Here is a 25,796-nt window from a genome sequence, read left to right on the forward strand (position 1 = left end):
GGCGCAGCACCGACCACAGGAAGACCGGAGCAGCCATGAAGCTCACCGTTTTCGGGGCCACCGGCGGAGTCGGCCGCGAACTGGTCGGCCAGGCCCCTCGGGACACGCCGGGGGCCGCGATCATGTGAACGCTCGGGCGCGGCACCATGCCAAAGGCCCCTCAGGATGCGTATGACTTGACGGCCATCTGCACGGGTGCGGCCTGTCGTCACCGTTCCGTCACAAGTAGTCGCCGCACGGAACCCTGCCGCTCTCCCGCCCACTCTGCACTCACGTACCACGACCACGCGTACCGCGGGGCAACAACCGACGACCGAAACCCGCGGACGAGACGACTCAGGGGGACGACAGCATGCGTCACAGCAACGGCATTCGCAGGGCGGCACTGGCGACGACGGCGGTCACGGCCGTCGCGGCGGCGGTGACCGGCATCCTGCCCGGCACCGCCATGGCGGCGAGCACCACCACCTCCACCCCGCCGCCCGCCTGCCCGGCCTCCGCCCTCAAGGTCAGCGCCTGGCAGGCCGTCCACCGGCCCGTCGGGACCGGGACCGGGGCGGCGGTCGTGCAGTTCACCAACGTCTCCCGGAGGACGTGCGTCCTGAAGGGCCATCCGACGGTCGCGGGCGCCGGCAACGGCTCCCCCGCCCACAACACCCCGCTCAAGGTCACCCCCACCGGCAAGGCGGCCACCGTGACGGTCCGGCCGCACGGCAAGGCGTGGGTGAAGCTGACCTTCGTCCAGGTCCAGGGGGAGGCCGACGGCTACTGCGTGTCGGGCAAGGACCCGGTGACGTATCCGACGATGGTCATCGGGCTGCCGCACGCCGGGAAGCACCAGGTCGCCCTGAACGACGGGGTGTGGGCCGAGTGCGACAACAAGGTGACCGTCACCCCGGTCTCGGCGGTCAAGCCTTCCTGACCCCCCCGTCCCCCCTACCCGTTTACGAGGAACTGCACATAAGTGCAGGTCGGCGACTCAACGCACCAAAAGTGCGCTGAGTCGCCGACCTGCGGTGATCCGTAGGCGTGTTCCCCCCGGACAGGCGTGGTGCCGACCGACCATTCAGCACAGTCAGCGGGCCCCTTCGACTGGAACTGGGGCCGCATCACTCAGGAGTCCTGCGATGACTGCCTGTTGTCTTGGCGTCAGCAACTAGGACGGCCAGGATGCCTGCCGTTGACGTGAGGGCACCCCGGCGACCGGTCGCGTCGCTGCTGCTTTCACAGGGTGTGGACGCTCGCACGATCATGGAGACGCTCGGGCACAGCACGATCACGCTCGCGCACCGAGGATGATCGACGCTTCGGGCCGCGTCGATGTCGAAGGCCCCTCAGGATGAACCTGAAGGGCCTTTGATCTGTGTGCACTCGGCAGGATTCGAACCTGCAACCTTCTGATCCGTAGGATCGGGCACGCTGTTGGGCGGACGCTCCGCCCGCCTCTCGGCTGATCGCTGACGGTCGTGATCAACGGTCTCTATGTGCCGTCGTTGCCGTCAGCGTTGCCGTCAGCTCTGAAGGGTTGCACCGGCTCACAGCGTCCGATCCGACATGCGACACGCCGCGCACAGCGCGCGGCGGCGCCGGCTGGTCGCCCACCGGAAGGCGGCACAGCGAGGGGTCAGAACACCGTCATGTTGAGGCGGTCGGTGACAACAGCATCGGCGCATCACTCAAGGAACCTGAGGGAATTCATAGTAAGATAAGCATCGCCGTCAATATATTCTGGATCTATATCAGATTCTTCTTCGCTCCCTTCCAAACCCTGCGCCTCTTCCGGAAGCCAACTTTCCAGCAAGGCCGCAGCGCTCGGCCACTTATATTGCCAGAGCTCGTCATATCGCAGTATGTAGTCAAGGCCGCTATCGATCATGTCCGCGTCCACGCCGTCAGGGTCACGGGAGTACTGATCCAGTAGCGCTTCAAACATTCCATCTGCCTGTTCACATAGACCCTCCCTAATTCCATCGTCCACGAATTCAGCAAGGTCTATGGCATGGCTAGCTGCTACGAACAGGCCGTAGTCGCCTCGATCCTTATTAAACAGGGAAGTGAGCCCTTCCAGTCTCACCGAATCATGAAGCTGCCTGATCCTGGGATTTGCAGAAACCTCCGTAATTCGAATCAGAGAAATTATGTCGCTAGTCGACCCCCTATAGACGAACCCTGGCTGCTTCAACCTTCGCACCGCCCAAGTCTCAATTCTCGGGACGTGCATTGAGCCTGCGATGTTCAGGCAGACCGCAGCTCTGCCTGCCTTGGAGTGCGTGGCCGTCTCATGGCGGTCCAATGTCGCCATTGCCGCCTCCTCAACTTCCGCCCGAAAAGGAATGAGGTTCAACCGAGCGGGCAGACCAGCGTCCACTGGTGCGTCATGGTAGGACCAGAGAAGCGCCACCTGGTCGAAAGAGTACGGGTTCTTCAGCACCCTGACGATTAGGTCGCTCTCTTCCGAAAACTTGATCAACATGAAGTCGTTAACGGAAGGGTTACTGAATTCTACGTAACTACGGGCTTCCTCGTCGAATAGTCGGACGAGTGTACCATTCAGAATCCTCAAGCTGGCTTTGAAATGAGACGAGCCGCGATTGGTAAACTCTAGATATGCTTTCCCTAGAACTGACAGGTCAGCCTTACCACCGAAGGTGAAGAGGAGACGGAGGACGTCCCTGTCGCTGTCCTTCAATTGGTGATCAAACACGTGCCTCCACAACGCCATAGGGTCGTCAAGGGCTGCTCGGACTTGAGTACCGGCTTCGCCCAGTTCGGGCTCGAACGGTGCAGATAGGAGGTCTGCGATAGCCCTTGGATTGAAGTTGCCGTGCCTAATGATCGGACGATAGACGTCCGGATGGGAGAAATGCCGCTTCGCGGCGGCCGGCCATTCGGACCAGTAGACGTGATTGTAAAGTATCTGGGCCCGCTCTTCGCGTCCGAGAACATCTATATCGACCGTGAACGTGAGGGGGTCGAGATCCCCTCGGTCCATACGCTCATATCTTTGTCGCGCCTGCTGGAGTACGTATTCACGTGTTGTGCAGACGAATCTTTTGGTCGAATCCTTGCGGATGCGCCGAATCAAGGACAGAAGTCTACTGTCTTCATTTTTGTGCAACTTGTCATCCAGTGAAGTCTGGCCAAGAAAATCATCGTAGATGAAAATCTGCGGTTCCCCGTCATGCCAGACTCGAAAAACGTCTTCCACGTTTTCGGATACTTCGACGACTTCGAATCCACGATCGGCGTAGTGAGCACAAATCACCTGGGCCAATGTCGTCTTGCCTACACCCGGCGGCCCTGACACCAAAACTACGTGATTCCTCTCCACGAGGTTCATCGCTTTGCGCAAATTAGCACTCGGCACGTACGTGCGCAATGTTTCTTTGATGTCATCGGCGAGATGCAGCGACCACTGGATCACATTTTTCGAGATCATGGCCTCAAGGATCGTGGCGTCGTTGAGCCATAGCCTCATGTTTTTGCGAACCACTTCGGGGTTATTCTGCAGAAACGACGTAATCTCATCGAGCCCGTAGATGTCCCCGGAACTTTGAATGTAGGGTCGAAAACCGTCAAGGATCTTTTCCTTGGCGGCTGGTGTCAATTCGACCGAGGTGGCCAAAATGTAACGCATTGGCCTCGGGTGCATGCGATCCAGCTTGGGAAGTTCGCTGTCAAACAAGTGTGCAATAAGTTTTGCACGCCCGCTTTTCATCCAGTGCTTGCATTGGATGATGATTGTCTGATTCGGGGCATAATATCGTAGATCGATGCCGCCGTCCGGGCCGCTTGAAAATATCTCAAGCCTCACGCCAAGTAGGCGTTCAAGTATGTCTTTGCAGAGACCTTCGAAGTCAAGGTCAGACAGTTTTTGCAGATCGAGCAAGTCCACGCCCCACCCCCAAGGTGTCCCGCGCCGCGAAGGAAGATCGTAGTCCTTCAGTACCGCCTCGAGTGGGGGAATACGCTCACACACCTTGACATGCCGGTCCTGCTGGCAGCCGGACTGGGGGTGTCATGGCACCCCACAACCACCAAGTCAGGGCTCCGCTCGACAAGAAGCGGGTAGCCCGCGAGTGATCAGCATCTGGGCCATCAGACTCCGCCCACCGGCGACCAGCGAAGACCAAGCGATGGTTGTAGCGAACAACAGTCGCAGGTCACACAAGTCGATCTGCACGCCGTCACCACCATGCCCAAACTTAGAGAACCGGCCTCACGGTTCCGCAGGTGATGCGCCGAGCAGGCCCCGCAGGAAGCGTCGGCTCGAACCTCTAAAGCGGTCACGCGAATGCGATCAACCGAGGTAGGGCCGCTCACGATGTTCTAGGAAGTGACGGATCCGAAGCCGCTGCGTGTGGTGCATTGGCAGTTGATCGATGTCCTCCGGCTGGACGAACCGCAGCTCCGTGGACTCGTCCGAGATCGCGAGCCGGCCGCCGACCACACGGGCTGTGAAGCAAACGTTGAACTGCCTGCGCACCTCACCATCCGAGTAGGCGATGATGTGGCGAGGGTCGGTGTACGTGCCCACGAGCCCGGTGATCTCTATGTCTAGACCGGTTTCTTCCTTCACCTCGCGGACGGCCGTTCCTGGGAGTGAGTCGGTCATCTCCATGCCGCCACCAGGTAGCGCCCACAGACCGTTATCCGTGCGGCGCTGAAGCAGTACGCGCCCTTCGTCGTCGGTGACCACGGCGGACGCGGCGACCACCAGGCTGTTCGGCTCCGGTGCCGCTGGGTCGTCGTAGTACTCGGTCCGTGCCATGGTCACCCTTCTCGTACCGGCGTCGCGGTTTCCCACACCGCGTCGAAGCTGCTGGCGTAGGTGTCGAACATGCCGCCCTTTCCGCTGCGCCGGAGATGCCACACGGGAGCACCGTAGGCGTTCACGCCCCAGACATGGGCATTCACCAGTGCCTGGTCATCCGCACGGTAGATCGAGTTGTAGAGCGTGGTGGCATGGGTGCGCACCTCGATGCCAGGTACCCCAGCAAGGGGGCGGTAGTGCATGAGGGCGAGTCGACAACGGGACTCGATCCCGTGGCCGAACCTCTCCTCCGCGCCGCGCTGTTGGACATTCGTACTGTCCGGGTCGCCGATCGCGATGCGAACCGCACACCCGTCGTCCGCTCGCTCTCGCAGCAAGTCGTTGAGCCGCGGGTACGCCTCGTGCAGGAACACGGCAGCGTAGACCAACACGTCGATGTGCTCGCGGGCCTGGGTCAGCATGTCCACGAAGGTGGACACGGGGATGTCCGCCCGCTGGTCGTAGAGAGCCACAAGTTCCGGACTGACAGCGCGGGCAGGGCGTGCCTGCCGGAGCGCGGGCCATAGAGCGTGCACGTCTTCTCCTAGTATTTCCGCTGCCAGCATGGCCGTGGCACGGCGCGGCGTACGCCCTAGATTGACCCATCGTTCAACGGACTTGGGGTCGACTTCGACCTTGTCCGCAAGGGCGGCGTACGTCCAGCCGCCGGCCGCCATGGCAGCACGTAACCTCTCGTTCGGCATCCCAATCTCTCCTAACAGCCGGGGACGGCACTAGGGACGTTCTACCCGACGCGGGACGTCCCGAAGTGGGGTTTGTCGGAGGTTCCGACGTCCTCGCCAGCGGCAGGATGCTCGTCCGCATGGCGAGCAACCAGCAGACCAGACCAGGCATCGGCGAACTGGCGAAGGACACTGCCAGTGGACGTATCGGCGTCGTCATGGGCGAGGTCGGCGGCCGGGTGCAGATAAGGCCCGTCGGCGGCGGCGTCGAGTGGGATGCCCTGCCGGACAACGTGGTGGCCCCGACCGCGCGGGAAGAACTGAGCGCCCGCCTGGCCATCAAGAACGGCAACAGTCGGGACGGCCTGTGATGCGCGCCATCGGCCGGTATGCCGGGGTCCTGTTCATCATCATGATCAGCGGATCGTGTGGCCTGGTGATCGGCATGGCCCTCGGTACCAGCCAGTAGACCGGCCGCCCCGAACGGGGTGCCACCTTCCCTGGCTCCCCCTGCCCCGTTCGGGGTCGGCCTTCCAACCCCCGGTCGCCATAGGCCCTGCCTCGGCGACCGATGCGGGCGCAAGTGCCAGAGCACAGCGACACTCAAGGAGTATTCGCATGACGGCAACGGCCAACGACCAGAAGACCGGTCGCGCGGTGGCTGGTGAGGAGCTGTTCGACAGCCTCACCCACTTCGTGATCCTCCACAACGGGCAGTCCCGCGAACGAGCCGAGCGGATCGCGGACCAGGCGGTGGCCTTCGTGGTCACCGCCGCGACTGCGACCGTCCCCATGGTTCCGTCGGACGACGTGGACCTCGGTCTGCACGCGCTCATCCTGCACACGAAGGAGTACGCCGCGCTCTGCGACCGGTACGCGGGCCGCTTCCTCCACCACAACCCCATGCCGGGCGGAGGGCCCCGCGACCCGAAGAAGGTCGCCGCGTCCGCGCACGCGATGAAGGCGGCCGGGTTCATGGTCTTCGACGACCTCTGGACCGTGGACGGCACGAACCTCGCGCAGTGCGACGCGGACTGCGGCCGTCCGTACGGTCAGGCGTAGCGACACGGCACCAGCGACGCGGCCGACCTCGATGCGGGGTCGGCCGCGTTGCCCGGAAGGAGAACAGACGTTGCCCAGGACACCCCCTGAACTGCCGATCGTCGTGCTCGACGCACTCATGCCCAAGGCTCAGCGCCTGGTCGTCAATCGTCGAGGCTCGATGGTCTGGGAGGTCGAGAGCCATCGGGGGCAATACGCCGTCAAGGTCGGTTATCCGATCGAGGCTACGGCCGACTGGCCCGCTCAGCCCTGGACGGCCCTCGCTCCCGCACGCGAAGGGGCCGTGCTGCACCGACTCGGCCTCGATGACTTCGCGTACGGCGAATGGGAGCAGGGCACCTGGAACTTCCAGCCGTGGCACGAGGGGCCCGACCTGTACGAGCTGTGGAGGTCCTGTCGTGAGCCGGACTCTCGTATGGAGCCTCATACCAGTGCCGCCCTCGGCTGCGTAGAGGCGCTGGCTGAGCTGCACGGCAGAGGCTGGGCCCATGGCGACGTGCAGCCCGCGCACTTCATCATCGGTCCGGATCGCACGCACCTCATCGACCTGGCCTTGGCTCACGGCGGACACGTCCCGGAGGGGTACGACTTCCCGTTCCGCGGCTGCCTCGTCCACTACGAGGCGCCGGAGATCGCGCGCAGCGTGCTTGCGACCGGAGAGGCAGAGCCTACGCAGGAAGCCGACATCTATGCGCTCGGCGCGTCCCTGCTCATTTCCGCCACCGGCTGGCGGGCCGTCGAGTACCCGGACGACGCACCGCGCCCTGAGCAGAGACGAGCCGTCGCGAGTGGCAAGCGCCGGTCTGTGGGGGTGCCAGGCGAGCTGGGCGAACTGATCGACGCCATGCTCAGCCCGGCGCCTGAGGACAGGCCCACGATCTACGAGGTCGGTAAGGCCCTGAGCTGAGCCGCAGACCCACAAGCAGAAGACCGGACCACCCCTCGGCCTGGACAGCATTCGGGGTGGCCCGGTCGCGGAATCCCTAGTCAGGACCCCGGTGCCGATGGTACCGGGGCGGTTGGCGTGCTCGTATGCGGGCGCTGCTGGAACCCCGGTTCCCCGTTGTCGAGTTGGAGAGGGGTTCTGACCTGAGCCACCGAAAGTCAGCCACGACGGCGGGTGCGCCGAACGAGCGCCCGTCACGTGTGTTTCCAGCAACCGCCTGCCGGCCTCAGCCACGCTTCTTCAATGCGTCACGGTCCTCGGCCCCATTTCGTCCGGGGCGTTGTCAGCACGGCTGCATGACGCATGGGCACTGCCTGCGGCTCTGCGGCCGCTTCGGTGTGGGGCGGTGGCCGGTTGGGCGGTGTGGTCGCGCTTGTTCGGTGTCGGCCTGGTCCTGGTGCTCGGGGCGGTCGGGTTTCCTCCTGGCCTGGTCGACCACCTTGGTGGTGCTGCGCGCTGAGCGGCGGGGGGCCGCCGGAGCGGTGGCGGAGACAGGGAGCGGCGGCGGCCCCGGGCCGCCAGCGCGCGCGGGCCGCCGTAGGCGGGCCGCCTTGATCCAAGTAAAGAAACTCTGAACAGCTCCGCAGGGCAGGTCACTGGTCGAGCAGCGCGAGAGACCCGCGACCGCACGACGAACAAGCTCCTGACCTGCACCAGAGGCCCCTTGGGTAAGCGATCAAGCAGCGCCTCGACGGTTCGAACTAGCACCTACGCAAACGACGGCACGGCGGCAAACGGGGAGCGATGGCCGAGCACATACCGGACCACGAAATGGGGTTGACCAGCATTCACCTCGGGGACACGGAACAGGTGGCCGCGCTGATCAAAGAGATGCAGGCCGTGGTCGGTCGCCTCAGCAGGGAGACCAGAGAGTTGCGAGAGGAAGTGGCCAAGCTCAGGGCTACGGCTTCGCCTGCTGGGCAGCCTTCAGCTCCTCGACCTCACGCCGCAGTTCCTGATGATCAGCACTGAGGGCGCGCATCTCGTCTCGTAGTGCTGTGAGCATTTCAGCGAGGGTGGCGCCGGCGGCTTCAGCGTCGTCGGGCCTTCCCTCCGCTGGCTCTGCCTGGCTCGGCTTCTCGCCCCTGTTCGCCAAGTACCAGGCCGGTGCTGTGTAGCTCGCTGAGAACTCGCCGCCGCCATCGTGGTCTGCGACGAAGCTGCCTCGACCATGGATCGTGTAGATCAATCCCTCATCGCGCAGCACGTTGAGCGCGGATCTCATGGTCATGTTGGCCACGCCAAAGCGTTCCTGTAGCTCGCGGATGGCGGGCAACTGCTCACCCGGCTTGATCCGCCCCTGCAAGATCTCGCGCCGAAGCTCGTCGGCAGCGTGCTGGTACGGCGGCCGGCGGTCTTGCTTGCTGTCTGGGGCGGGGCTCATGCACCAAGAATATCTACCCTAGCTGGCCTAGCACACCCCACTGACATAGGTGTCCTATGCCAGGCGACACCTAGCTCACCACATTCACTTGACACTGCTAGGTCAGCTATGTTCAATGGTGATCACGCTCCTCTGACCCGGCGGAGCGCGACCGAAAGGACGCAACTCCTATGGCACGCATCCGTGTTGGCCTGCTCCCCACCTCGTCGTTCATGGTCGGCACCCTGCCGGTGCCGAAGTACGCGGACGCCGAGAAGACGCACTTCGCGACCGACCGTGAGACCGGCGCGAAGCTCTACACGATCACCCTCTTCTTCATGGAGGAGGACCGCGCCGAGGCCCTGAAGATCACCGTTCCGGAGACCGGCCTTCCCAACGGCCTCCGGCCCGGTGTCCCGGTCATGCCGGTGGAGCTGTTCGCCACCCCCTGGGCGCGGATCTTCAACGGCTCGCTGTCGGACGGCATCGCCTACCGCGCCGATCGGCTGGACTTGATGTCTCCGGCCGCTGAAGCGACGTGAGCGGCACGGCTCGCCGGTCCGGCGCTGAGCGCAGCTACCCGCTGCCTCACACCGGGCCGGATGCCCGGTTCACCGAATCGCTCGTGAACTCGGTGGCGGCTGTGCTCGTCGGCTACGGCTACCCCCGCCTCGGTTCCTTGGCGGATCGGACGGCCCTCGCCGCCCTTCCTCTACAACCCCCGGAGAATCCCGCATGAAGAATCAGAACGCCCCGGCTGAAGGGATCGTCGGCTACACGCCCCTTGTCGTTGTCCTAGTGCTCGCCGTGATCGTCGGCTGGGCGGTGGGGTGGGTGGTGCGCTACCTGCGTGCGGACGCCATGACCCGGCAGTCCATCTGGCAGGCCGTACGAGTGCGGTGGGGCTGGAAGCGACTGGCACCGATGCTCAAGCTGTCGGCCACGGACAAGACCCCGACCGCGATGGCAACGCTGGCGAACACGAACGGCAAGCCCATCAAGCCGCGCGTCCTCATACCGGCTCTGAAGGTGACGCACGACGCGTACGGGGTGATCGCGCGGGCGCAGTGCCTGCCCGGCGTGGGCCTCGAACAGTTCCAGAAGGCTGCCCCACATCTGGCTGACGCCTGGCGGTGCACACGGGTGGCTGTCACGCAGGACCGGCCGGGGCAGGTCGTCATCCGGGGCGTTCGTCTCGACCCGCTGAAGTTCCCCATCGAGCACCGCCCCACAGGTGACGTGCCGGACGAGACGGCTCGGTGGGACCTCGGTGTCGACGAGTACGCCCAGCCGGTGTCCGTGAACCTCACACAGGTACCCGGCGTGACCGTGGCCGGTCTGCCCGGCTTCGGAAAGACCAGCCTGGTCAACCGACTTCTGTCGGACTGGGCACCCTCGTCTGCGGTGCAGTTCGCCTGTGCGGACGGCAAGGTCTCGGCTGCGTACGAGGGCGACTACGCCGACTGGGTACAGCGCATGTTCGCCTTCGTGGGCGATGACCTGGAAGAAGCCAACAAGCTGTTCCGTCACCTCGTGGAACTGCGCCGTGCACGATCGGCCTCGGTGCGCTCTGTGCTTGGGATGAAGTCCATGTGGGACGTCGGCCCGTCCGACCGCTGGCCGCTGGTCGTGCTGATCATCGACGAAGCCCACACCTACTTCCGCGACCACAAGGGCAGCGACCCGAAGACCAGGAAGCTCGCCGCTCTGGCCGCCGAGAACGCCCGGCTCGTCGAGGACCTGGTGAAGAAGGGCCGTTCCGTGGGCCTGCTCGTCATCCTCACCACCCAGAAGTCCACCGGCGACGCGATCCCGACCTTCATCCGGGACGTGTGCCCCGTGGGCCTGAGCTTCGCGCAGAAGACCGCCGAAGCCGCCGTGGCCGCGCTCGGCGAGGAGATCCGGGAATGGCCGGACGCCAACCCGATCAACCTCCAGGACCCCACCTATGTCGGCGTCGCGTCCATGAACCACCAGTCACAGCCTGGCTTCACCCGCATCCGCACGCCGTACGTGGCGGACGCCGACGCGGCCCGCATCGCCGAGCAGACCGCGAGTCTCACCGCAGACCCGTACGCCCTCCTCGAAGCCATCCTCGGCCCTCGCCTGGGGGACCTGGACCTGACCAAGACCGGCACCGAGGCGGCCTGACTGCCCCCTGGCCCCGGACACACACGACGCCACCCGAGAGGAGGTGAACATCCAATGACAGAGGACCGGATCACTCAGCGCACGATCACCGCCGTCATGATCGTCATTGCTGCGCTGGCATTCGTCTTCTCCTTCGGCAACGTCTGGTCACTCGCCCTGCGCCTGGGCGTCCCCGCCCCGATCGCACCGCTCATCGCGCCGATGGTGGACCTTTCCGTGGTCGGCCTCCTGGTCGCCCTGCGCTACCTTTCCCTGCGCGGGCTGCCCGCCGAACAGATGACTGCGGCCACCCGGCTCATGCACTTCTCCGGGCTCCTGACCCTGGCCCTCAACGTCGCCGAGCCGATCGTCGCCGGACACTACGGCCGTGCCGCCGTGGACGCCGTGGCCCCGCTACTCCTACTCGGCTGGGGCGCCGTCGGCCCGCAGCTCCTGCGCGCCTTCCACACAGTCGCCCGCCCGGCCAACCTGGACTCCGCGCACGACGAGATAGGCCCGGAAGCCGACGCGACGCCCGCCCCGGCTGCCCCCACGGCACTGCCCGTGACGCCAGAACAGACCCCCGTGCTGATCGCTCCCCTCGTCGCCTCGACTCCTGCCGCGCCTACAACCAAGGTGCCTGAGCCGCTGCTGACCGAAGCACGCTCGATCGCGGCGTCCCACCAAACCGAGCACGGCGAACCCATCACAGCGGCTCAGCTCAAGACGCGACTCGGCATCGGCCTGCCCATGGCCACTGCCCTCCACGCCGCTCTGTAGGACCGCGCACTCTCCGCCGGCCGTCCCGGTATCTCTCACCCTCGCCCGCCACTGGGCTCCCCCTGCCATGCCTACGGGCAGCAGCCCGAGCGCACGAAAACGGCTGCTGCCCGCCCGCTCACCCTCGCGCCAGAAAGGACGCCCCGCCAGTCATGCGCCGCTCCCTCGACCTGCACCACATCATCAGCCCCGGCCTGCGGGACCTGGTCGAACTGGCCAACACCGACGACTTCGACCGCGTGACGGAACAGGTCCGCAACCTGCGGGGCTGCACCAACCCCATCAACCTGCACGGCTGGACCATCACGACCGACCAGAGCAGCAAGCAGATCGTCCGGTCCTACCGCTCCGAGGACGAACCCTCCGGCCGTCTCCTCACCACCTGCGGCAACCGCCGCGCCTCCCGCTGCCCGGCCTGCTCCCGCCTCTACGCGGCCGACACCTTCCACCTGATCAAGGCCGGACTGTCCGGCGGCAAGAACGTCGCCGAATCCGTCCGCGAACACCCGCGCGCCTTCGTCACCCTCACCGCCCCGTCCTTCGGCCCCGTCCACAACCGCCCCACGACCAACGCGGGCAAGCCCCGCCCGTGCACATGCGGCGAGAGCCACTCCGAGGACGCTCCCGAACTCGGTGCCCCGCTCCGCCCGGCAAGCTACGACTACACCGGCGCCGTGCTGTGGAACGCTCACGCCGGGGTCCTGTGGGCGCGCTTCACGACCTACCTGCGCCGCGCCCTTGCCGAGCACCTCGGCATGACGCAGAAGGCGCTCAATGCGGCCCTCCGCGTCTCCTTCGCCAAGGTCGCCGAGTACCAACAACGCGGCCTGGTCCACTTCCATGCGGTCGTCCGCTTCGACGGGCCGGAAGGTCACACCACCTCGCCCCCGTCCTGGGCCACCTTCGACGCCCTCCGGGCGGCTGTCGGCCTGGCGGTCGAGCGTGCCCGGCTCACAGTCGAGTCGGACGCGGTCGGCGAACGCGTCATCAGGTGGGGCGACCGCTTCAAGGTGGACCAGATATCCGCCCTCGGCGACGGCGAACTCACTGATGCCAAGGTCGCCGGATACGTCGCCAAGTACGCCACCAAGAACGCTGAAGGCGCGGGCACCGTGGACCGCACCCTCGTATGCGGACCCTGCTCCGGCCGGGGCTACCTGCGGGGCCCCGACGGCTTCCGCGACCTCTGCGGCGACTGCGACGGAACTGGCCAGGCCGAACGTCTCGCCGATCTCCCGGTACAGCAGCACGCGCGGCAGATGATCCGCACCGCTTGGGCCCTCGGCCACCTCCCGGAGTTCGCCGATCTCAAGCTCTGGAAGTGGGCTCACATGCTCGGCTTCCGTGGCCACTTCTCCAGCAAGTCACGCGCTTACTCGACCACCCTCGGCGCCCTCCGCGACGTACGCCGGGCCTGGCGCACCGCCCAAGCCGAAGCCGCCCGGAACCGCGCCGGCCTCCCGGTCGACGACGAGAACACCACCCTCGTCACCGCCTCCTCCTGGACCTACCTCAGCAGTGGCTACCGCCCCGGCGAAGAACTCCTCGCCGCCCAGGTCCGCCACGACATCGCCCACTCCCAACGAGCCAAGAAAGAAGGGCTGGTGCCCGCATGACGACGGCCGTGCTCACCGTGGACCAGGTCGCCGAGCGTCTCGGCATCAGCCGCTGGAAGGTCCACGACCTGATCCGCTCCCGTGAACTCGCCTCGTTCAAGATCGGCCGCTGCCGCCGCATCAGTGAAGCCGCCGTGGACGCGTACATATCCCTCCGCACCGAACAGGAAGCCGCCTGATGACCAAGCCGAAGAAGAACCCCAACAACGAGGGCACCATCTACCTCCGCAAGGACGGACGTTGGGAGGGAAGCGCGTACGTCCTCACGACAGACGGCACGTACAAGCGGCGCAGCGTCTACGGCAAGACCTGGGACGACGCCCACGAGAAGCTCACCAAGCTCAAGGCCAACTCCCTCAGCGGCCTCCCGGTCGCCACCAACAAGATGACCATTGCCGAGTACCTGGCGTACTGGCTGACGAACGTCGCCCAGGGCAAGGTCCGCCGGACGACTTACGTCAACTACGAGTCCCTCGTCCGCAACTACGTCACTTCGGAGTTCGGCCGGAAGAAGCTGGTCCGGCTCACCGCCCGCGACATCCGCGCTTTCCTCGCGAAGACGGCCATCACCTGCCAGTGCTGCGCGCAGGGCAAGGACAAGAAGCGGCCGGAGCACAAGCGGCGCTGCTGCGCCCTCGGCAAGTGCTGCAAGAAGCTCCCCTCTGACCGGACCGTGCGCTTCCTGCTGGTGATCCTGCGGGCGGCTCTCCAGCACGCCGTGCGTGAGGACGAGCTGCCCCGGAACGTTGCCCGGAACGTGGAGCTGAGCATGGGCACGAAGCGCGAGATCGAACCGCTCACTGCCAAGGAAGGGCGTCAGCTCCTGGCGGCGGCCCGCGACAACCGACTCTGGGCCGCGTACGAGCTGGCGGTCCGCATCGGCCTGCGGCGCGGGGAGCTGCTCGGGCTGCGCTGGTCGGACGTGGATCTCCACGAAGGCGTCCTCACCGTCCGGCAGGCCCTACAGCGGGTCGGTGGCGAACTGCTGATCGTCGCGCCGAAGACGCAGCGCTCGGCCCGCCGTGTGGCCCTGCCGTCCGAGTGCGTGACCGCGCTCCGGGCGCAGCGCGCCCAGCAGATCGCCGACCGGAAGGGAGCGGGCAACAACTGGAGGGGGACGGGTCAGGGCCTCGTCTTCACCACCAAGAACGGGACCCCCATCGAGCCCCGCAACCTGAATCGCTCCTTCGACGCCCTGTGCGTCCGTGCCGGCGTCCGCAAGGTCCGCTTTCATGACCTACGCCACACCTGCGCCTCGCTGCTCCACGAACAGGGCGCCGACGCTCGCATGATCATGGAAGTCCTCGGCCACAGCTCGATCCGCGTGACCATGGACATCTACACCTTCGTCCGGCTCGACTCGCAGCGCTCCGCGTTCAATCGCGTCGGGGACGCCCTGAGGAGTGACGGCAACGACGGGGACGATGACGACGGCACGGCCGGGGTCCTGGTGACCGTCTGATCGACGTCGAAAGATGGTTGCCGTCAATCACTGCCGTCAACGCATAAGCCAGAGGCCCTGTGGATCTCTCCACAGGGCCTCTGAACTGTTGTGCACTCGGCAGGATTCGAACCTGCAACCTTCTGATCCGTAGTCAGATGCTCTATCCGTTAAGCTACGAGTGCTTGTCTTTAGTTTTTGTCTCCGTTCCCGGCCCTTTCGGCCCGTCCCGGCGACAGGAAGAACATTACATGACTGCCGCCGTCATGTGAAATCCGATTGGCACACCCCTTGTGACCTGCGAAAACGCGAATCCGTGGGGGGATCGGTGCCGAGGGTGGGGGAACGCCGAAGCCCCGGTCCTGGGGACCGGGGCTTCGGGATCGGTGCGGAGGCGGAGGGATTTGAACCCTCGATGGGCTGTAAGGCCCAAACCGCATTAGCAGTGCGGCGCCATAGACCGGACTAGGCGACGCCTCCAGCACAACCGCTCCCGCGAGCGCGCGAGTGGTGCGTGCAGATGATGACACAGTCGAGCACCGCGTCACCAATCGCCCCCCACGGTACTAGGCAGTCGGGCCGCAGGGCAAAGGGCTTCCTTCCGGCGAGGCGCGAGGTGGGACGGGGTGGGGCGGGGTGGGGCGCAACGTCCGGAGGGTCCGGGCGTTGGGCAGGGCATGGATTCCCTCCTTCGGCGCGGCCACGGGGCCCGGCGCGGTGCCGCACGGGCCGTGATCGCGCCCGCCCTCGTCGCCGTCTCGGCGCTCTCGTCCCTGGCCGCCCTCACCGCCGTACCCGCCACCGCGGCGCCCGCCGCGCCGCCGCCCGCGCGCCCCGAGGACCGGGCCGGTGATCACCTGACCGTGGTCGTGCGGCACGCCGGTTCCGGGCGGGACGGGACCTTCGAGCTGTTCTGCCACCCCGACGGCGGCAGCCACCCGGACCCCGCCGGGGCCTGCCGGGCCCTGGACGCGCACACCGGCTGGGGCCGGGACACCTTCGCCCCGGTGCCGCCCGGCACCACCTGCACCATGATCTACGGCGGACCGGCCACCGCCCGTGTCACCGGCACCTGGGCCGGCCGTCCGGTCGACGCCGCCTACGACCGCAGCGACGGGTGCGAGATCGGCCGGTGGGACCGGATGGTGCCGCTGCTGCCGGGCATGGGGACACCGGCCGGGTAGTCGGGTGTGCCACGCGGACGGGTGACGGACGGGTGACGGACGTGGCGGACGAGTGCCGGACGGTCGGCCGGGCGGTCGGCCGGGCGGACACGTCCCTCAGGCGGGCGGCCGGTCGCGTGGTGGCGCGGTGGCCGGTCTCGTGGTCGTCCGTGGCGTGAATGGGCCCCTTGGCGAAGACAACGTTCCCGTAAAGGTCCCGCGAAGGTCTCGCGGAGTCAGGGCACCCGATCACGCGTTCGCCGTCACTTCCTCGTGGGACCTCCCTCTCATCCGGCGTCGCGAGCGCAACCGGTGCCCTTAGACTCCCTCGCGTGACACGTCGCGGGCCGGTTGGCAAGATGGCCCGAGCGGTCGGCAAGGTGCGGTAACAGGGAGGAAGGCGTCTCGTGAGCAGCAGGCCATCCCGAGGCGCTGCTCGCCTCGCAGCCATACTCGACGCGCTGCCGGACGCGTTGGTCCTGGTCAACGCCAACGGAACCGTCGTCAACGCCAACACCATCGCGCTGGAGGCCTTCGAGGCGCCGGGCACGGCACTCGTCGGGCGCGGGTTGCTCGATCTGCTGCCGCAGTTCGACTCCAAGCTCATTCCCGGGTCCATGCGGCTCCCCGATCACATGGACCCCCGCGGGCGGACCAAGCCGACGCGGATGGTCGCGCGGCGGACCGACGGCACGGAGTTCCCGGTCGAGGTCACGAGCGCGAACCTGGAGAACGGGCAGCAGGCGTACGACGGTTACGGGTACACCGGTGACGAGCTGCTGATGCTCGTCGTACGGGACCTGTCCGGCACCGTCGACACCGAGGCGGAGCTGGCGCGGTCGCAACGGCAGACCGAGATGATCCTGCGGGCGGCGGCGGAAGGTGTCGTGGGCACCGACACCGACGGGCGGATCGTGCTCGTCAACCCGGCCGCCGCGCAGATACTGGGTTACCGGGCCGGTGAGCTGGGCGGCAAGGAGCTGCACGCCCTCGTGCTGCACTCGCGCGCCGACGGCTCGCCCTTCCCGTACGAGGAGTCGCCGCTCGCCGACACGCTGCGCTCCGGGCGCAAGCACCGGGTGCGCGGGCAGGTGCTGTGGTCCAAGGGCGACGCGCAGGTGTCCGTCGACCTGACCACCGCGCCGGTGCGGGACGGGGACCAGCTCGTCGGCGCCGTGATGACCTTCACCGACCGGCGGCCGTACGAGTCCCTGGCGGAGGAGAAGACCGCGCTGGAGAAGGCGCACGCCGAGGAGCTGGAGAAGCTCTCCGAGAAGCACGCCTCCGACCTGACCGCGCTGCGCCAGGAGCACGTCACCGAGCTGGAGGAGCTGCGCGAGAGGCACGCGGAGGAGCTGGCGGCCGGTGAGGAGCGCTACGCCGCGCTCGCCGAGCGCGAGAACGACCGCCACGAGGCGCTCGCCGGGCGGCACGAGCAGCTGCTGACCCTGCTCGGGCAGTCGCTGCGCGGGCCGCTGGACGAGCTGCGGCGCGAGCTGGCCGCCCTGGCCGCCGACGACGCGGGCCAGCTGTGGCCCGAGGCCAACCAGGTGCTGCACCATCTCTCGGCCGGCTACTCCCGGATCACGACGCTCATCGACAACGTCCTCGGCTACCAGCGGCTGGACGCCGGCGGCGAGCAGGTCACCCGGACGAAGGTGATGCTCGACGCCGTCGTCGCCGCCGGTGTGGACGGGGCGGTGGAGCTGGTCGGCCCCGGGCGGCTGCAGTTCGCCGTGCACGCGCCGCCCATCGAGGCGGAGGTCGATCCGCAGCGCCTCGCCACCGCGCTCGCGCATCTGGTGGCGAACGTCGCGGGTGTCGACGCCACCGGCAACGCGCCCGTCTCGGTGGGCGGTTACATGGACAACACCGTCGTGGTCGCCGCCGCTCAGCGCGGCGAGGTCGCGCGGATCGAGGTGCGCGGTCCGTACGCCGGGGGAGACCCGGTGCACGAGCCGATCGTGCGCGGGATCGTGCGCGCCCACGGCGGGGTGCTGCAGACGCACGAGGTGCCGGGCATGAGCGGCAGCGCGTACGTGCTCGAGGTGCCGCTCGGCGGCGGGGCCGGGGCGGTCGCCGCCCAGCTTCCGGTCGCCGCCCAGCTTCCGGACGGCGGCCGGATTCCGGACGGCGCGGAGGTCGCCGTAACCGGGGACGCGGCGGGTGCGGACGGTACGCCGGCCGCCGAGGACCCCTCCGCCGGTGGACGGCGGCGGGCCCGGCGCGGGTCCACGGACGCCTTCCTGGAGGGTGACGTGCCCGGCGCGGCCGAGACCGGTGACCCGGACGCCGCGCCGACCGGACGCCGCCGCCGGCGTGCCGCCGCCCCCGCCGAGGAGAGCGGAGCCGTCGTGGCCGAGGACGCGGAGGCCGCGTCCGACGGGACCGGGCGGCGCCGTGGGCGCCCCGCGGAACCGGGTTCCGGTGACGGGAGTGTGGCCGAGGGTGCCGTCGTGACCGCGGCCGAGCATGCCGCGGGCGCCGCCGCCTCCCACACGGCACTCGGCGGCGCCGTGCCGCCACAGGGCGTGCCCGCGCCCGTGGGCCGACGCGCCCGCCGTGACCCGGGTGCCCCGCAGGCCGCCCTGCCGCCCGCGCTGCCCGCGGCCGGCGCCGCGCGGCCGGCGCCGGATGCCGGCGCTTCCGCCGCTTTCCCGGCCGAGGACGTTGCGGCGGAGGACGCTGCGGCGGAGGGCGCTCAGCCGACCGGCCGGCGCCGGCGTGCGCTGGCCGCCGCGGCGGAACGTGCCGCGGCTCAGGAGGCCGGCGGCGCCCGTCCGGTCTTCGCCCTGCCTCCCGCCGATGCCGACCGTTCCCCGGGCTCCGCGGACGCCGGGCCGGAGCCGGGTGCCGGCGCCGGGCTCGTGCCGGGTGCCGGAGCGGGCGTACCCGTCGGTCCCGGTGCGGGCGTACCCGTCGGTCCCGGTGCGGGCGTACCCGTCGGTCCCGGTGCCGTTCCCGGGCCGGTCCCGGTTCCCGCGTCCCTGCCCGGCCAGGTCCAGGTGCCCGCCCGGTCGCCGCTGTCCGCCGAGAGCGCACCCGGTGACGACGGCCGGCACGACGCCGTACCGCTCGACCAGAGCGCGGACCACACCCCGCCGCAGCCGCATCCCACCGCCGCCCCCACCGGCCGGCGCCGCCGGGCCGTGGCCCAGCCGGCGGAGGCCGCGCAGGCGGTGGCGCCGGGGACCGCACCCGCGGGCGCTCCGGAAGCCGCCCAGCCCGTACCGGCGTTGCCGGCCCCCGCCCGGCAGGCTCCCGGACAGGCCGGACCCGGTCAGCCGGTTCCCCCTCAGGGCGTCGCTCCGCAGGGGGCCTCCGCTCAGGGGGCCACCCTTCAGCCGGCCTCTCCGCAGGCGGCTCCGGCGGCGGGCGCTCCCGGCCAGGCCCCGCAGACCCCGGCGGCTCAGGCCACGCCGGCCCCCGCCCAGGACACCCCCGCCCGGGGCGTTCCGGCGCAGGCCACGGCCGGCCAGGGCATCCCCGCGCAGGGCGGGCCCGCGCCGGCTCCGGGCCAGGTGCCCGCCCAGGCCCAGGCGGGCCCCGGTACCGCCTCCGGCGGGCAGGCGGCCGTGCCCGCGCAGGGCACGGCCGGCCGGCCCGCCCCCGCGGCCCCCGGCCAGGCGCAGCCCGCGACCCCGCCCGCCGGTACCCCGGTGGCGGCCGCCGCCCAGCCGCTGCCCGCCCAGACCGGGGCCGGCGTGCCGCAGCAGTGGCCCGGCATTGATGACACGTCCGGCGCCGGCACGCGTGTGCCGCAGGTGCCCGGTGCGCCGCAGCGGGCCGCGCAGCCCCTGCCCGCCGAGGCCGCCGGAGCGGCGGCCGACCCGAACTCCACGCAGGGCAGGGCGATCAGCGTGCGGACGCTGGGGCAGGGGGTGCCGTTCGCCCGGCAGGCCGCGCAGGTGCAGCAGCCGACGGCGACGCCGCCCCCGCACGCGCCGGGCGGTTCCGGCCGCCGCCGCAAGCTGGGCACGCCCCCGGACCCGGCGACGCGTCCCGAACCGCAGGCCCCGTCGCAGGCCCCGTCGCAGGCCCAGCCGCAGCCGCAGCCGAAGGCCGAGCAGGCGGCCCGGCCGCATCCGCCGGCCGAGGCGGCGCCCGCGCAGCCGGTTGCGCAGCCGTCGCTGCCCGGACAGTCCCGGCTCGCCCCGGGCACCGAGGGCGCCGGACGGTCGTACGCCATAGGCGCCCCCGACGCGAACGCGGCCGAGGGGCCCGAGCCGCTCGACGGCCCCGGTGGGGCGGTGGAGATCGCGGACACCCCGCGCCCGCAGCCGCTCGACGACGAGCTGCCGCCGGAGCCGCTGGACAACCCGCGCCGGCTGCTGGTGTGGCCGGCGCCGGACGTGACGACCCAGCAGGCGCTGAGCGACCGCGGCTACCGGCCCGTCATCGTGCACTCCCGTGAGGAGGTCGACGCGCAGATCGCGGCGTTCCCGGCCGCCCTGTTCGTGGACCCGCTGACCGGGCCGATCACGCGGACGGCCCTGCAGTCGCTGCGCCAGGCCGCCGTGGCCGCCGAGGTGCCGGTGCTGGTCACGGCCGGGCTCGGGCAGGCGACGCGCGAGGCGGCGTACGGCGCCGACCCCGCCGTACTGCTGAAGGCGCTGGCTCCCCGGGACAGCGAGCAGCATCCGCCGCGGGTGCTGCTCATCGAGGAGCACGCGGAGATCGCGCTGGCGCTGACCTCGACGCTGGAGCGGCGCGGGATGCAGGTGGCGCGGGCCGCGAGCGACAACGACGCGGTGACGCTGGCGGGTCAGTTCCGGCCGAACCTGGTGGTGATGGACCTGCTGCAGGTGCACCGCCGGCAATCCGGGATCGTGGACTGGCTGCGCGCGAACGGGCAGCTCAACCGCACCCCGCTCGTCGTCTACACCGCCGCCGTCGACCCGGCCGACCTGCCCCGGCTGGCCTCGGGCGAGACGGTGCTGTTCCTGGCGGAGCGGTCCACGAGCGACGAGGTGCAGGGACGGATCGTGGACCTGCTGGCACGGGTCGGCACCAACTGACCGGCTGAACGGCGGATCGGCGTCGGCCCTCGGATCGGCGTCGGCCCTCGGATCGGCGTCGGCCCGCGCTCAGCGTGCCGTGAGCCTGCGGGCCGCCTCCTTGATGGAGGCCCGCAGGCGCTCGCGGTCGGTGTCGTCGGTGCCCGAGAGGATGCGTCGCATCTGCGGCACGACCACCATCCAGTTGGTCAGCGCGGTCAGCAGGATGAGCAGGTCGCCGGGCGGGAAGGCGTCCGTGATGACGCCGCGGGCCTGGCCGTCCGCGATCGCGCCGACCTTGCGCGCGTAGTGCTCCTGGCGCTGCGGCTCGTCGGGCAGCTCGGTGCTGCCGTACTCGATGCCCTCCCAGAAGAGCAGGCGCAGCAGTTCGGGGTGGGTGGCGTGGTAGTCGAGGAGGCGGTCGACGTAGCCGTCGATGTCGTCGGGGTCGACGGGGACGGCGGCGGCCAGGTCGACCATGCACCTGCCGAGGACCTGGGTGAACAGCTCCGCCTTGTTGCCGAAGTAGGCGTAGATCAGCTGCTTGTTGGCCTTCGCCTCGGCGGCGATGCGGTCGATGCGGGCGCCCGCGATGCCGTGCCGGGCGAACTCGGCGACCGCCGCGTCGAAGATACGGGCCTTGGTGGCCTCGGGGTCCCTCACTGCTGCCATGGGGACAGGGTAGGGCGGCGGCAAGCAGGTAACCAACTATTTGGTTGACGGGGAATGCGGACTCGGTGCACGCTGGCAGCTACCAACCAACCAGTTAGTTGTGAGAGTCGGCTCGAAGGAGTGCTCCCGCTCATGCCGTCAGCGACCGGTACCCGCTCCACCCCCGGCAGTGCCCGCCCCACCCGTCGGCCCCAGGCCCCCGCCCCGGACCGGCCCGCCGCCTCCGGCCGGCCGTTCCTGCTGCTGATCGCCGTCTGCACCGCCGTGACGGCCGCCAACATCTACCTCGCGGCCCCGCTGCTCCCCCTGATCGCCCACGACTTCGGCACCGTTCCGTCGGCCGTGACCTGGATCGCCTCGGTCGCGCAGTTCGGCTACGCGGCCGGACTGCTCTTCTTCGCCCCGCTCGGGGACCGCGTCGACCGGCGCCCGCTCGTCGCCGGCCTCACCGTGGCCACCACGCTCGCCCTGGCCCTCGCGGCCCTGGCCCCGGGCACCGCCGCCCTGGCGGTCGCCGTGTTCGCCGCCTCCGCCGCGACCGTCGTACCGCAACTGCTGGTCCCGCTGGTCGCCGAGCGCGCCCCCGCCGACCGCCGCGCCCGGCATGTCGCGGCCGTCATCGCCGGGCTGTTCACCGGCATCGTCGCGGCCCGGGTCGTCGGCGGCCTGGCCGGACAGGCCTTCGGCTGGCGCTGGGTGTTCGGCGGGTCCGCCGTCCTGACCCTCGCGCTGGGCCTCGCCACCGCCCTGGCCCTGCCCGCGGAACGGCGCACACGGCGGGGACCGCTGTTCGCGGGCGTCGCCGAGCTGCCGGGGCTGCTGCGCCGCTCACCCGAGCTGCGGCGGGCGTGCCTGCGGCAGGCCGGGATGTTCGGCGCCTGGAGCGCGCTGTGGACGTCCCTCGCGCTCCTGCTGACCGGCCCGTCCTACGGCCTGTCGACCGCGACCGCCGGTCTCTTCGGCCTCTTCGGCCTGACCTCCACCGCGGTGGCACCGGTGGCGGGCGGCCTGGTGGACCGGTTCGGCGCCGCGCGGGTCGTGGGCACCGCGTATCTGCTGGCGGCGGTGTCCGTGCCGCTGTTCTGGCTCGGCGGGCACGTCCTGGTGGCGCTGTTCGCCGCGGCGATCGCCGTGCACGCCGCCCTGGTCGCCTCCCACGTCGCCAACCAGACCCTCGCCCTGACCACCACCTCCACCCCGGCCACCGCCAACACCGCCTACGTCGTCTCCGGCTTCGCGGGCGGCGCCCTCGCCTCGGCCGCCGCGGGCCCCGCCTTCGGCCACTGGGGCTGGTCGGGGGTGTGCGCGGTGGCGGGCGTGTGGCTGGTGCTGGGGTGGGTGACGGCGGCCGGCCCTGCGGGGCGGCGCTGAGGCACCGGTTACGGCGGCCGGAACCGGGGGGACCGTGCGGTCGCCCCGGAACCGGGGGGACCGTGCGGTCGCGCCGGGCAGGAGGAGGAGGATCCGCCCGGCGCTCCCCGCGGTTCACAGCTCGGTGACGTCCAGCCGGCCGTCCGCGTACTGCCTGCGCAGCACCTTCTTGTCGAACTTCCCCACGCTCGTCTTCGGCACCGACTCGACGATCGTCCACCGCTCGGGCAGCTGCCACCTGGCGATGCGGCCCTCCTCGGCGAGGAAGGCGCGCAGGGTCGCGAAGTCGGCGGTGGCGCCCGCCTTCAGGACCACCGTGGCCAGCGGGCGTTCGCCCCACTTCTCGTCGGGTACGGCGACCACGGCCGCCTCGGCGACGTCCGGGTGGGACATCAGGGCGTTCTCCAGCTCGACCGAGGAGATCCACTCGCCGCCGGACTTGATGACGTCCTTGGCCCGGTCGGTGAGGGTGAGGAAGCCGTCGGGGGAGATGGTGCCGACGTCGCCCGTCTTCAGCCAGCCGTCCTCGCTGAACTTGTCGGCGGGGCGCAGCGGTTCGGCGTCGGGGCCGTTGTAGTAGGCGCCCGCGATCCACGCGCCGCGCACCTCCAGCTCGCCGGCCGACTCGCCGTCCCAGGGCAGCCGTTCGCCGCCGGGGCCGGTGAGGCGGGCCTCGACACCGGCCGGGAAACGGCCCTGGGTGAGGCGGTAGGCGAACTCCTCCTCGGTGCCGACCGCGTGGGCCGGCGGCCGGGCCACCGTGCCGAGCGGGGAGGTCTCGGTCATGCCCCAGGCGTGACAGACCCGCATGCCGAGCTTGTCGAACGCCGCCATGAGGGAGGGCGGGCATGCGGCACCGCCGATGGTGACCTGGCCGAGGGAGGACACGTCCCGGGGGCGGGCCGTCAGCTCGGCGAGCAGGCCCTGCCAGATGGTCGGGACGGCCGCCGCGTGGGTCGGCCGCTCGCCCTCGATCATCTCGGCGAGCGGCGCGGGCTGCAGGAAGCGGTCCGGCATCAGCATGTTGATACCGGTCAGGAAGGCGGCGTGCGGCAGACCCCAGGCGTTGACGTGGAACTGGGGGACCACGACCAGCGAGGTGTCCTGGTCGGTCAGGCCCATCGACTCGGTCATGTTGAGCTGCATGGAGTGCAGATAGATCGAACGGTGGCTGTACACCACGCCCTTGGGGTCGCCCGTGGTCCCGGAGGTGTAACACATGGCGGCGGCCCTGCGCTCGTCCAGTTCCGGCCAGTCGAACGTCGTCGGCCGGCCGGCGATCAGCTCCTCGTACTCGTGCACCCGCGCACTCGCGCCCGCCAGCGGGGCACGGTCACCGGGGCCGGAGACGACGATGTGCTCCACCGTCGGCAGCTTCGGCAGCAGCGGCGCGAACAGCGGGATCAGCGAACCGTTGACGACGACGACCCGGTCGGCCGCGTGGTTGACGATCCACGCCAACTGCTCGGCGGGCAGCCGCAGATTGAGCGTGTGCAGCACCGCACCCATGGACGGGATCGCGAAGTACGCCTCCACGTGGTCCGCGTTGTTCCACATGAGGGTCGCGACCCGCTCGTCACCGCTCACCCCCAGCTCGTCGCGCAGGGCGTGCGCCAGTTGCGCCGCACGGGCGCCCACCTCGGCGAAGCTGCGCCGCTGCGGCTCGGCCTCGCCGGTCCAGGTGGTCACCTGCGACGAGCCGTGGACCGACGACCCATGAGTCAGGATCCTCGAGATCAACAGCGGTACGTCCTGCATGGTGCTCAGCACGGCAGTCCTCCTGGGCGACATCGCCTACGCGGTGGTACAGGTTGCCGCTGATTCTGCGCACATACCGCGCGGTATGTCACTAGGGGGAGCCCAATTAGGTACGCATGGGGACGCCGGGCATCCGGCCATCAGGGCTCCGCCGGGGGGCCCGCCGGAGGGGCCCGCCGGAGGGGGCCGCCGGAGGGGGCCGCCGGAGGGGCCCGCCGGAGGGGCCCGCCGGAGGGGCCCGCCGGAGGGGCCCGCCGGAGGGGGCCTAGCGCGCCAGGACCAGCTCGGGGTCCTCGCGCAGCTTGCCGAGCGCGCGCGACACCGCCGACTTCACGGTGCCCACCGAGACCCCCAGCACCTCGGCGGTCTGCGCCTCGCTGAGGTCCTCGTAGTACCTCAGGACGACCATCGCCCGCTGCCGCGCGGGCAGCTTCCCGATCGCCCGCCACATGGCGTCGTGCAGCGCCTGCCGCTCCGCCGGGTCGTCGCCGGGCACGGGCTCCGGCTCGGGCAGCTCGTCGCAGCTGAACTCGTCCACCCTGCGCTTGCGCCACTGCGAGGTACGGGTGTTCAGCAGGGCCCGGCGCACATAGCCGTCGAGCGCCCGCTGGTCCTCGATCCGCTCCCAGGCCACATAGGTCTTGGCGAGCGCGGTCTGCAGCAGATCCTCGGCATCGCTGGGGTTCGCGGTCAGCGAGCGCGCGGTACGCAGCAGCACCGGCTGGCGGGCCCTGACGTACGACGCGAACGACGGGTACGGGGTCTGCCGCGCTGGTGCGGCGGCGGCCGAGGCGCTGGTGCAGACGGGTGTGGTCATGGCTCCACGCTAGGAGCGGGCCCCTGCCCGCGGATCGCCCGCAGGTCCCGAAGACGAGTCCCCCTCAGGTTGTAGGGGTGGGGTTGGCTACACCTCCTGAAGGTGGACCGCGGGACGACTCCGTCTGCGGGTCGACCCTGAGACGGGGGTCCGGCCACGGGGACGGCCGTCCGGCCCCGGCGGT

General features: G+C 69.5%; 20 protein-coding genes and 2 tRNA genes. 13 read left to right on the top strand and 9 right to left on the bottom strand.

All coding sequences use genetic code 11. The annotated features are described in order from the left end of the window. The first annotated feature begins 352 nt into the window (after window positions 1-352). Window positions 353-922: a DUF4232 domain-containing protein gene (locus AB0N17_RS07605; protein ID WP_366010231.1), complete on the top strand. Its 570-nt coding sequence runs from the start codon at window positions 353-355 to the stop codon at window positions 920-922. Window positions 923-1,672: 750 nt separating this feature from the next. On the opposite strand, the gene AB0N17_RS07610 is transcribed toward AB0N17_RS07605, so the two are convergent. The 3 genes from AB0N17_RS07610 to AB0N17_RS07620 form a co-directional block, all read right to left on the bottom strand. Then, on the bottom strand, window positions 1,673-3,895 hold the full coding sequence (locus AB0N17_RS07610) for a restriction endonuclease (RefSeq protein WP_366010232.1): 2,223 nt from the start codon (window positions 3,893-3,895) through the stop codon (window positions 1,673-1,675). Between the two features lie 405 nt (window positions 3,896-4,300). Continuing rightward, the gene (locus AB0N17_RS07615; RefSeq protein WP_366010233.1) at window positions 4,301-4,771 is read right to left on the bottom strand and encodes an NUDIX domain-containing protein; all 471 of its coding nucleotides are present in this window, start codon (window positions 4,769-4,771) and stop codon (window positions 4,301-4,303) included. A gap of 2 nt (window positions 4,772-4,773) precedes the next feature. After that, the gene (locus AB0N17_RS07620) at window positions 4,774-5,517 is read right to left on the bottom strand and encodes a helix-turn-helix domain-containing protein (protein ID WP_189890756.1); all 744 of its coding nucleotides are present in this window, start codon (window positions 5,515-5,517) and stop codon (window positions 4,774-4,776) included. A gap of 119 nt (window positions 5,518-5,636) precedes the next feature. On the opposite strand from AB0N17_RS07620, the gene AB0N17_RS07625 reads away from it, so the two are divergent. The 3 genes from AB0N17_RS07625 to AB0N17_RS07635 all read left to right on the top strand — a co-directional run bounded on the left by AB0N17_RS07625 (window position 5,637) and on the right by AB0N17_RS07635 (window position 7,465). Then, the gene (locus AB0N17_RS07625) at window positions 5,637-5,867 is read left to right on the top strand and encodes a hypothetical protein (protein ID WP_366010234.1); all 231 of its coding nucleotides are present in this window, start codon (window positions 5,637-5,639) and stop codon (window positions 5,865-5,867) included. A gap of 247 nt (window positions 5,868-6,114) precedes the next feature. Next, complete coding sequence (locus AB0N17_RS07630) at window positions 6,115-6,558, top strand: hypothetical protein (RefSeq protein WP_359689332.1); 444 nt, start codon at window positions 6,115-6,117, stop codon at window positions 6,556-6,558. A gap of 70 nt (window positions 6,559-6,628) precedes the next feature. After that, window positions 6,629-7,465 carry a protein kinase gene (locus tag AB0N17_RS07635; RefSeq protein WP_366010235.1) on the top strand — a complete coding sequence of 279 codons (837 nt, stop codon included), beginning with the start codon at window positions 6,629-6,631 and terminating at the stop codon, window positions 7,463-7,465. A 940-nt stretch (window positions 7,466-8,405) separates the two neighbouring features. Here the strand turns inward: AB0N17_RS07635 and AB0N17_RS07640 are convergent. Beyond that, window positions 8,406-8,888, bottom strand: coding sequence for a GntR family transcriptional regulator (locus tag AB0N17_RS07640; protein ID WP_366010236.1), 483 nt, complete (start codon window positions 8,886-8,888; stop codon window positions 8,406-8,408). 170 nt (window positions 8,889-9,058) lie between these two features. Here AB0N17_RS07640 and AB0N17_RS07645 point away from each other — a divergent pair, with 170 nt between their 5' ends. The 6 genes from AB0N17_RS07645 to AB0N17_RS07670 all read left to right on the top strand — a co-directional run bounded on the left by AB0N17_RS07645 (window position 9,059) and on the right by AB0N17_RS07670 (window position 14,855). Next, window positions 9,059-9,409, top strand: a complete 351-nt coding sequence (locus AB0N17_RS07645; protein WP_366010237.1) for a hypothetical protein — start codon at window positions 9,059-9,061, stop codon at window positions 9,407-9,409. Between the two features lie 193 nt (window positions 9,410-9,602). Further along, window positions 9,603-11,018 (top strand): cell division protein FtsK, encoded by a 1,416-nt coding sequence (locus AB0N17_RS07650; RefSeq protein WP_366010238.1) that lies wholly within the window; start codon window positions 9,603-9,605, stop codon window positions 11,016-11,018. 54 nt (window positions 11,019-11,072) lie between these two features. Then, window positions 11,073-11,777 (top strand): DUF2637 domain-containing protein, encoded by a 705-nt coding sequence (locus tag AB0N17_RS07655; RefSeq protein ID WP_366010239.1) that lies wholly within the window; start codon window positions 11,073-11,075, stop codon window positions 11,775-11,777. 152 nt (window positions 11,778-11,929) lie between these two features. Further along, complete coding sequence (locus AB0N17_RS07660; RefSeq protein WP_366010240.1) at window positions 11,930-13,393, top strand: replication initiator; 1,464 nt, start codon at window positions 11,930-11,932, stop codon at window positions 13,391-13,393. Beyond that, the gene (locus AB0N17_RS07665; protein ID WP_132835788.1) at window positions 13,390-13,572 is read left to right on the top strand and encodes a helix-turn-helix domain-containing protein; all 183 of its coding nucleotides are present in this window, start codon (window positions 13,390-13,392) and stop codon (window positions 13,570-13,572) included. The genes AB0N17_RS07660 and AB0N17_RS07665 overlap by 4 nt, the downstream gene beginning before the upstream one ends. Further along, window positions 13,572-14,855, top strand: coding sequence for a tyrosine-type recombinase/integrase (locus AB0N17_RS07670; protein WP_366010241.1), 1,284 nt, complete (start codon window positions 13,572-13,574; stop codon window positions 14,853-14,855). Before AB0N17_RS07665 ends, AB0N17_RS07670 begins: the two co-directional genes overlap by 1 nt. A 91-nt stretch (window positions 14,856-14,946) precedes the next feature. Here AB0N17_RS07670 and AB0N17_RS07675 read toward each other — a convergent pair. Both AB0N17_RS07675 and AB0N17_RS07680 read right to left on the bottom strand, forming a co-directional pair. Next, window positions 14,947-15,019, bottom strand: a tRNA-Arg gene (locus tag AB0N17_RS07675). A gap of 204 nt (window positions 15,020-15,223) precedes the next feature. After that, window positions 15,224-15,314 (bottom strand) — tRNA-Ser (locus AB0N17_RS07680). Window positions 15,315-15,511: 197 nt separating this feature from the next. Here AB0N17_RS07680 and AB0N17_RS07685 point away from each other — a divergent pair. Continuing rightward, window positions 15,512-16,018, top strand: a complete 507-nt coding sequence (locus AB0N17_RS07685) for an SSI family serine proteinase inhibitor (protein WP_366010242.1) — start codon at window positions 15,512-15,514, stop codon at window positions 16,016-16,018. A 386-nt stretch (window positions 16,019-16,404) separates the two neighbouring features. Continuing rightward, window positions 16,405-21,015, top strand: a complete 4,611-nt coding sequence (locus AB0N17_RS07690) for a PAS domain-containing protein (RefSeq protein WP_366010243.1) — start codon at window positions 16,405-16,407, stop codon at window positions 21,013-21,015. Window positions 21,016-21,084: 69 nt separating this feature from the next. Here AB0N17_RS07690 and AB0N17_RS07695 read toward each other — a convergent pair whose 3' ends face one another. Then, a complete protein-coding gene (locus AB0N17_RS07695) occupies window positions 21,085-21,666 on the bottom strand; it encodes a TetR family transcriptional regulator (protein WP_366010244.1) in 582 nt (193 codons plus the stop codon). A gap of 132 nt (window positions 21,667-21,798) precedes the next feature. On the opposite strand from AB0N17_RS07695, the gene AB0N17_RS07700 reads away from it, so the two are divergent. Then, window positions 21,799-23,037, top strand: coding sequence for an MFS transporter (locus tag AB0N17_RS07700; RefSeq protein WP_366010245.1), 1,239 nt, complete (start codon window positions 21,799-21,801; stop codon window positions 23,035-23,037). Between the two features lie 114 nt (window positions 23,038-23,151). On the opposite strand, the gene AB0N17_RS07705 is transcribed toward AB0N17_RS07700, so the two are convergent. Both AB0N17_RS07705 and AB0N17_RS07710 read right to left on the bottom strand, forming a co-directional pair. Continuing rightward, window positions 23,152-24,807: a long-chain fatty acid--CoA ligase gene (locus AB0N17_RS07705; RefSeq protein WP_366010246.1), complete on the bottom strand. Its 1,656-nt coding sequence runs from the start codon at window positions 24,805-24,807 to the stop codon at window positions 23,152-23,154. Window positions 24,808-25,060: 253 nt separating this feature from the next. Then, window positions 25,061-25,612: a SigE family RNA polymerase sigma factor gene (locus AB0N17_RS07710; RefSeq protein WP_366010247.1), complete on the bottom strand. Its 552-nt coding sequence runs from the start codon at window positions 25,610-25,612 to the stop codon at window positions 25,061-25,063. Window positions 25,613-25,796 lie beyond the last annotated feature (184 nt).

Source organism: Streptomyces sp. NPDC051133 (genome assembly GCF_040682635.1).
GTDB lineage: Bacteria > Actinomycetota > Actinomycetes > Streptomycetales > Streptomycetaceae > Streptomyces.